Raw genomic sequence first — 2,787 nt, forward strand, 5'->3', positions numbered from 1 at the left:
GTCGTGGCCGGTCCCTTCCGGGGGGCCGGGGCGGGCGTGGCGCGGTGGGTCACGTAATACAGGCGCCCGAAGGCCAGCAGCGCTACTACCATCAACAGGAGCCGATGAAGTGGGAAGCGGCGCACGAGCAAACTCCTTGATTCCAACCGGGACCGGGGGTTATCAGCGCCCGCGAGTTCCATCCGAAATTAATGACGGAGGCGTGCGTGGCTGAGACTTTCGACGTGGTGATCATCGGCTCGGGTCCTGGCGGCTATGTGGGCGCCATCCGCGCGGCCCAGCTCGGGCTGAAGACGGCCATCATCGAGAAGGACAAGCGCCTGGGCGGCACCTGTCTGCATCGCGGCTGCATCCCGACCAAGTCGCTCTTGTGGACCGCGTCGCTCTTCCACCACATCAAGGAAGCGGCGGACTTCGGCATCGACACGGCCAACCCCACCGTCAACTGGGCCAACGCCCAGAAGCACAAGGACAAGGTCGTCACCAAGGGTGCCAACGGCATCGACTTCCTGATGAAGAAGAACAAGATCACGGTCGTGAAGGGCCATGGTCGCATCAGCGGGAAGGGCAAGGTGGAGGTGACGGCGGAGGACGGCTCCAAGCAGACGCTGGAGACCAAGAACATCATCGTCGCCACGGGCTCCGTGCCCAAGTCCCTGCCGAACGTGCAGGTGGACCACAAGCGGGTGATGAACAGTGACTCCATCCTGACCATCGACCGCATCCCCAAGAGCATCATCGTCCTGGGCGCGGGCGCGGTGGGCTGCGAGTTCGCCTCCGTGTTCAACCACGTGGGCAGCAAGACGGCCATCGTGGAGTACATGCCGGCGCTCTTGCCCATCGAGGACGCGGACGTGTCCAAGGAGCTGGACAAGATCTTCCGCCGCCGCGGCATCGACGTGCACACCGGCGCCAAGGTGGAGAAGGTGGAGCACACGGCGGACGGCGTGAAGGTCACCATGACCGTGGGCTCGGAGACCAAGACGCTGGAGGCCGAAATCCTCCTGTCGGCGGTGGGCCGCTCGCCCGTCACCGAGGACGTGGGCCTCAACAAGACGGCCGTGCAGACCGACCGCGGCTTCATCAAGGTCGACGCGCAGTGCCGCACCAGCGAGCCCAACGTCTACGCCATCGGCGACGTCATCCCCACGCCGATGCTGGCGCACATGGCCAGCGCCGAGTGCGTGATGGTGGTGGAGCACATCGCCGGGAAGAACCCCGCGCCCATCAACTACGACCTCACCCCGTCCGCCACCTACTGCTACCCGGAGGTCGCGTCGGTGGGCCTCACGGAGAAGAAGGCCAAGGAGCGCGGCTACGACGTGAAGGTGGGCATCGCCCCCTTCGGCGCCGTGACGAAGTCGGCCATCTCCAACGAGTCGATCGGCATGATCAAGATCGTCTCGGACCGCAAGTACGACGAGGTGCTGGGCATCCACATCATCGGGCCGCACGCCACGGAGCTGCTCGCCGAGGCCTGCGTCGCCATGAAGCTGGAGATCACCACCGAGGAGCTGGCGCACACCATCCACGCCCACCCGACGCTCTCGGAGATCATGCACGAGGGCGCCGAGGCCACGCTGGGCCACCCGCTGCACTTCTAGCGGGTGCGGCGCGCACGGCGGCCCGGGTTGTTTCCGGGGCCGCCGTAGAGCGCCTGGAGTGAGGCCGCCAGGGCGGCCAGTCGTTGTCGCAGCGACTCCGGGGCGAGCACCTCCACGCCCGCCCCGAGTTCGCACAGCTGGGAGACCGCGATGGACTCCCGCTCGAAGTCCAACGTCGCCTTGCGCTTCCCACCGCGTGCCGCGGGCGCCGCCGTCAGGCGCTCTCCGTCGGCCGGGGGACGCATCTTCTTCAGCGCTGCTTCCCCTTCCGCCGTGAAGCGCAGCGTGACGTCGTAGCGGGGACGCTCCACGGCGAACTTCGCGCACCAGTCCTTCCAGAACGCGGGCAGGTCGAATCGGGCGGGGCGGGTGAAGCCCTTGGGATGCAGCCGCACACTTCCGATGCGCGCGCCCCGGAAGACGCGCGGGCCCTTGTCCGTCCCGGCGACTAGGTACCAGCGGTCCGCCTTGATGACGAGCCCGTACGGCTCCACCACGCGGCGGGAGCTGGCGCCGTCGAAGTCCTGGTAGCTCAGCGACACGCGGCGGTCCTGCCAGGCGGCGTCGCGCAGCGTGCCCAGGTGCGGTACGGGCTCGCGGCCGGTGAACCACCCGGACGCGTCCACGTGGAGGCGTTGTCGTGCGTGCTCCAGCGCGGGCTGCTGGAGGGCAGGGAGGGCCGCCGCCAGCTTCACCATCCCCGTGCGCAGGGGCGCGGACAGGCCCAGGTCGTCCAGGGCGCCTGGGGCTCCCACGGTGGCCAGGGCCTGCAGCTCCGGGCGGGTGAGGCCGGTGAGCTGCGTGCGCCAGCCCTCCATCAGGGCCACGCCGCCTGAAGCGCCGCGCGTGGCGTACACGGGGATGCCCGCGGTGGACAGGGCGTCCAGGTCGCGGTGCACGGTGCGGCTGGAGACCTGGAGTTCGCGGGCCAGCTCGCCCACGGTGCTCCGGGGGCGGGACTGCAGACGCATGAGCAGGTGCACGAGTCGGTCGGCGCGCAGGGGGTGTCCTCCATCAACGGGGCTTCGCAGCTTCGCCCGGCAATCATGACAGGGGATGTCAGGATTGGGCGTGCAGGGTGGAGGCTGAAAGGGAGGACCACCATGAAGCCACTCGAAGGACGGATTGCCCTGGTTGCTGGAGCGACGCGGGGCGCGGGGCGGGGAATCGCGACGATGCTGGG

The 2,787-nt window shown here is 68.6% G+C and carries 2 protein-coding genes; one reads left to right on the forward strand and one right to left on the reverse strand.

What is annotated here, in order from left to right:
• The first annotated feature begins 206 nt into the window (after nt 1-206).
• Entirely contained in the window at nt 207-1,604 is a 1,398-nt protein-coding gene (gene lpdA, locus D7Y13_RS40495; RefSeq protein WP_120538350.1) for a dihydrolipoyl dehydrogenase, read from the forward strand.
• On the opposite strand, the gene D7Y13_RS40500 is transcribed toward lpdA, so the two are convergent.
• The gene (locus D7Y13_RS40500; protein WP_370451759.1) at nt 1,601-2,575 is read right to left on the reverse strand and encodes a helix-turn-helix transcriptional regulator; all 975 of its coding nucleotides are present in this window, start codon (nt 2,573-2,575) and stop codon (nt 1,601-1,603) included. The genes lpdA and D7Y13_RS40500 overlap by 4 nt on opposite strands.
• Between the last annotated feature and the right edge of the window lie 212 nt (nt 2,576-2,787).

The sequence above is a fragment of the Corallococcus praedator genome (assembly GCF_003612125.1).
In the GTDB taxonomy this organism is placed as follows: domain Bacteria; phylum Myxococcota; class Myxococcia; order Myxococcales; family Myxococcaceae; genus Corallococcus; species Corallococcus praedator.